Below are 5,398 nucleotides of genomic sequence, written 5' to 3' on the forward strand. Positions count from 1 at the left end.
AAAAGTTTGTGAAATCGGATGATTTTTGTTCGTTTTTTGAACTTCGGCTTGAGAACGTCGTCATCATTGCGTGGAGTTTTTATTTCACGCAAGATTAAAAGATCCGATGATTTCGTTAACGGGAATAGTGTTATATGCGTTATGTAGTTTTTAGAGTGGTTTATGGTGATAAAATCACCGATAATAAAGAAAATGATGTCGCCTCGGAGGATGCTAGAATATGAACTGGTCGCAGTTTTGGGAAGGATTCACACTGAATTATCTTGATGTCTGGTTTTTCATTAGGCCTTTTTTGTACGGTGGAGTTGGCGGGATATCTTTATTTTTGATGTCCTATATAAACAACTCTTCATCGATAGTTGAAAGGAAAAACGAACTTGAATTCACTCCGACTACAGATCATGAACAAAAAGCGCAAAAAACAAACACGTGGCGTTCAAGGTTTTTCAGATTTAAGGCTGCAATGGTACATTTTTTCGTCGGTGGAGTATCGGGTATGATCGCCGTCAATGCTTTCAATCCATCAGCGAGTGAATTGCAGACGTTTTCTATTGCCGTTATAGCAGGTTTAAGTGGTTTCGCTTTTCTAAAACGTAGTGCTTTAGCCGACGATAACAACTCTGAAAAGATGTTAGACGTAGAACTATCACCCCTGCTAAAAGTTAGGGAAGAACAAAATACTCACATCATCCAAGAACTCCAGGGACTCCCTTTACCAACGTTTTTACCTGAAGAACTTTTAGAGATAGGCGGCGGAGGTCCTCAAGAATCTGACGAATTGGACGAATTGTTGGATGAATTACAGAGCATGGACCTAATGACAGAGGATGAAGCAGAGTTTTACCGCAATTTACAGCACGAAGGTTATACAGAAGACGACATAATGAAACGGATATTCAATATCCTTGATGATGTATAAAAATTTCAAGATTTATTAAAAGGGAGTTGATTTTTATGACAACTAAAAACGAAAAAATCACTGATTACCTTTCTCCCAGAGACTTAAAAGAGTTAGACAACATTCTAGACAGAGCAATTAAAAATGCTCAAATTATACAAGGAATAAAAGAAAGAAATGCTATAAAGAATTCACTTATAGACATTGATGAACAAAAAATCCAAGTCGAAATCGACTATGATTACAAAAAAATGAATGCCTTAAAACAAAAAGCATTAAATCGTAGAAGAACAGAAAACGCTCTGAAATGGCGGGCTTCATCAGCCGACCCTGATGCGATCAGAACATTGAAAGAAAGATTTCAATCGACAAATAACTAATAAAGGTTCTAGCTAAGTCTATACAAACTTAGCTAGAACCTTTATTTAGTAGAAACGTAATTACGCAACACGCCTTCGACTAATTCATAGAGTTTCATGTCATTCTTTAAAGCAATTTGCTTCAACTGCTTATGTAAAAATGCATCCATATCCAAAGAGACCTTCTTCCGGACAATCTGTTCGGGCCTCGTCTCGATCGCGAAATAATCGTCGTCCAACTGGGACTGCCCCGTGACCGGGTCGATCTTTAACGGCTCAGACGCGACTTTCTTCGGTTTCGGCGCACTGACACGACTCGATTGCACGAAATCGAGCACTTTCTTGTCCGCATTCGGATGGCTGCGGTCGATGTGCCACCGTTTCGTTCGTTGGTCGAACGTCGCACCAGCCGACTTCAACGCCTCGCGAAGCTTCTCTTTGCCCACTGGCGCATGTTCTTTCGCCAAATCGAGGAACTTCATGTCCTCATTCAACTTGGTGACCTCAAAGATCGTCAGTTCCATGTTCTTCATAGCCACATACCTTCCTTCCTAACTTTTAACTAACCTTCCCTCTTACCTTTTTTTATTCTAAGCTTCCGAGGCTAATCCCTTCTTGTTCGTCCTTCTGGATCGCCCTGGCATCCTGTCGGATGTCTCGGGCGACCCTCTCCAGGTCCTTTTTCTCTCTGCTGAACGCACTTCACTACGGCGTTCACGCCTTCGCTCGCTTGTCGGGGCACATGCGGAACCCGTCGCCAGACTGCGCTAGGCTCGTGTTCCTCGTGCCACGTATGAATTTGCATCTTCTCTTGCTTCCTCGCTGATCTGTTTGCTTGTTGTTCTTTTCTTTTTAGAACTTGGAAAGAAAAAGACTTGAAACCAAAGGGCGCACCGGGCACACTCCGGTAGGGAAGAAAGGAAACGGCTGGATGGGCAGACTAACCCCTTCGAAAAAGGATGCGGTTAAAATCTGCCCACCACGTTCTCCGTCTAGTGCAAGACGAGGTATCCGTATGTCTAGGCGTTCCAAGACTCCGGGGTGTCTCAACCCCGACATGTGACTCGCTGCGCTCCTATCGCGCACACAAGGCGTTTCCACGCCCTACCTTGCTGCCTTTCGGCGACTCGTCACATAACCCACTGCACGACGGCCAGAGCCGTCCTGCGTCGTGTCACAGCAATCATACAGCCGCCTACGAGGAACTCCCCCACCGTTTGTCGTGGGACTGCCTCCGGTCGTACCATATGACCCCGTCTGAACCTCTCAACGATCTTTACCATATCCCAGAAGGGACTTAGGCTATGTACAGGGCTTTCCGTCCTTCCCCTGCTAACGTCACACCACCTGCTGGAACCGCCGTGGTGACCGATCTACTTTGTTGCGTCGGCTAGATGGACCTACTCGTTTTAAGAGTGAGTGCAGAACTCTGATATGTAAAAACCAATAGAAAAAGGACGTCGTCCGAATAGAGAGTTTCGTAAAACTCGCTACTGAACGACGCCCTTTTTTATACTAAAACCTTGAATGTTCCAGGTTTCCTTAGTATGATAGGTGCATCTAAGTTGAAGTCACGGACCAGTGACTTCAACGGTTCAATAGCAAGTGTTCTGAGCACTCGCTATTCAAAAGCGTCACTTCGATGATCATCAACCCGTTTGGCGACAGGTTGATAGGAGAAGTGGCGTTTTTTGTTGTTCCGTCCGTATTTTGTTACTGCCTATTGTACGCCTTCTTGATTTTTCTGACAATACGTTATTTCAGTATTCTTCCAAAAACCTTTAGCTAAAGCTGTTGCTTTTTCCGACTGAACAGGAGACCATAAATACTGCCTGACAAGTGTCAGTATGTAAATGGGCACTCCTTATCTTCGATATCTCGTGAAGGGATGAAAACAACATGCAGCGACCACGAATGACCAAACCAAACGACATACCAAAACTACTCACGATCGCCGACCTTTCTCTTCGTTGGGATATGCCGAGACAAAGTCTGCACGACAAAAAAGGAGAGAACAAATTCCCTCTCCCAGTGCAATATGTCGCGAACAATCGGACGGCACTCTTCCTCGAAAGCGACATCATCGAATACGAAAAAGAGAATCCGTACATCAAGACAAGAGCACAACGGGAAGCGCGACGGAATTTCATTTTTAAGTTGTATATGGACGCAAATGACGAATAAAAAAAGTGGCACTTTTTGTGCCACTTTCGTGTTTTTACTGGCACATTTCGTGCCATTTTTGGACTTTTGATGATATCACAGAAACCCCAGGCCCTGCCTGGGCTATCACGGAAAGTGATAGCAGTTTCCCCTTATGCTCTTGGGATCTCATAAAATCAAATTGGGAATCGCGGGCTCGAACGAGGTTGAGCAATAAAAAGCTGACTTAACGATTGATTCCACAGTATATTTCTATTAGAGAAACGGCCATTTCCTAATAAAATACAGAGGAGTCGATGCGATTTGAAAAAGCGAAATGAAAAGAAAAACACTAAAAATGGACGCCGATATGTCGAAGCGTTCAGCGTAATAGCAAGTTTTACAAAGACATCTTTTTACGCAATAAAGACATGGTTCTTGTTCGAATAAAAAGCGCTGAACTAAGTTCAGCGCTACATACCCATCCACGTTATTCGTCCTGTTTCTTCCTCATATCTTCAATCACTTTCACAGACAAACCTTCCGGGTTCCTCGCGGCGAGATGAACCGAACCGCGTTCGAATCGAGTGAAATATTTGGAGTTTCGGAGCAGATACTCTTTAACTCTAAGACCTTCCGCGTCCACTTCAACCCTAGCGATAAGTTTCTTTGGCGGAGGCTTCACTTCACCGTCTTTGCCCTTACCATTATAAGGTGACCCTGAGTTTCTGTACTCTTCTTGTTTCTCTCCCAAAACCATAGAAAGATATCGCGTCGGCGAATAAATCAAACTCTTTCCTAAAATCCTTCTCGGGATAAGCAAAACTGGTTCAGCATCAGGGTTAAGAAGTCTGTAAGTTTTTTTAACCCAAGTCTTAGACTCAGCATCCCAACAGTAACCGACAGGTACCGGTTCTGTAGTCACGAACGCGTCGACCAGATTGTGCTTCTCGCTTTGGATGTAACTAAATTCAGCCAACTCATATCGAATCAAACTGATAATCAAATCAGACATTCTGTCTTCTCTGAAGTTTGGAACGTATACAGGCGTCTGATCTAAAGAGAAAATCACTTTTTTCTCGATTAAATCATTAGCCCGTACAAAATCGAAAACTTCCAAGAGGATTTGTTCCGAACTACCACGCCCTGAACTGTTAACCCGAGAATAACCCAAGTGTGTCGCTTGAGTTTCGCCCGAACGTTTTAAAATACCGCTATCTTTCAACGATTCCGAAGCGATAGTCATTCTAGCGATTTCCCCGAAGAAACTATCGATATTCAAGACCATCCGTTTGTAGAGATACTGATACGGACCTTCTTCTTTGGCAGCCTGTCTTATAAGTACAGGATCCACGAAGAACTTTAAATCGTGGTTGAGGTATACATCTAGAAACTCTAGATTTTCCTCACTTTCCTTAATCCCGACTCTGTCACAAAACCTAATCTTTTTTTCAATGTTCATTATAAAAACCCTTTCTTCTCATAAAATTATTTGTAGAGAGAGAGGGACATATGATATATTTTTCAATGCCAATCAAAAAATTTATCTATAAGTCCTAAAACCTCTCTGTGTGGTCGCGAAACTACATTTTGAGGTCTTTTTTATTTTCATTTCGCCTTTTTTTACCATTTTTTTCTCCCTTCTCACCAAGACCTTTGATATAAGGGTATAATTACCCTCTATTATCGTATGCTATTTTTTACTGGTTGTCAACAGTAAGATGTTACTAGAAAAGTTTCTTCATATATGTATTTATTTAAATTGACGAAAAAAACGAAATACAAAAAGACATTTTGATTTTCCAATACTGGAAAATCAAAATGTCTTTTTTGAAATTCAATTCGAACATGATTCGGAACAATATCCGTCTAAAAAGTTTGTGAAATCGGATGATTTTTGTTCGTTTTTTGAACTTCGGCTTGAGAACGTCGTCATCATTGCGTGGAGTTTTTATTTCACGCAAGATTAAAAGATCCGATGATTTCGTTAACGGGAATA

Annotated in this window: 4 protein-coding genes; 2 read left to right on the forward strand and 2 right to left on the reverse strand. The window is 42.2% G+C overall.

What is annotated here, in order from left to right:
- Positions 1 to 220 precede the first annotated feature (220 nt).
- Both EVJ28_RS13810 and EVJ28_RS13815 read left to right on the forward strand, forming a co-directional pair.
- Entirely contained in the window at positions 221 to 919 is a 699-nt protein-coding gene (locus EVJ28_RS13810) for a hypothetical protein (RefSeq protein WP_131489333.1), read from the forward strand.
- A 35-nt stretch (positions 920 to 954) separates the two neighbouring features.
- The gene (locus EVJ28_RS13815; protein ID WP_131489335.1) at positions 955 to 1,278 is read left to right on the forward strand and encodes a hypothetical protein; all 324 of its coding nucleotides are present in this window, start codon (positions 955 to 957) and stop codon (positions 1,276 to 1,278) included.
- 41 nt (positions 1,279 to 1,319) lie between these two features.
- Here EVJ28_RS13815 and EVJ28_RS13820 read toward each other — a convergent pair whose 3' ends face one another.
- Positions 1,320 to 1,790, reverse strand: a complete 471-nt coding sequence (locus EVJ28_RS13820) for a hypothetical protein (protein WP_131489339.1) — start codon at positions 1,788 to 1,790, stop codon at positions 1,320 to 1,322.
- A 2,099-nt stretch (positions 1,791 to 3,889) separates the two neighbouring features.
- The gene (locus EVJ28_RS13825) at positions 3,890 to 4,861 is read right to left on the reverse strand and encodes a hypothetical protein (protein WP_131489337.1); all 972 of its coding nucleotides are present in this window, start codon (positions 4,859 to 4,861) and stop codon (positions 3,890 to 3,892) included.
- Positions 4,862 to 5,398: the final 537 nt, after the last annotated feature.

It is taken from the genome of Exiguobacterium sp. SH3S3, assembly GCF_004337115.1.
GTDB classification, from domain to species: Bacteria; Bacillota; Bacilli; order Exiguobacteriales; family Exiguobacteriaceae; genus Exiguobacterium; species Exiguobacterium aurantiacum_A.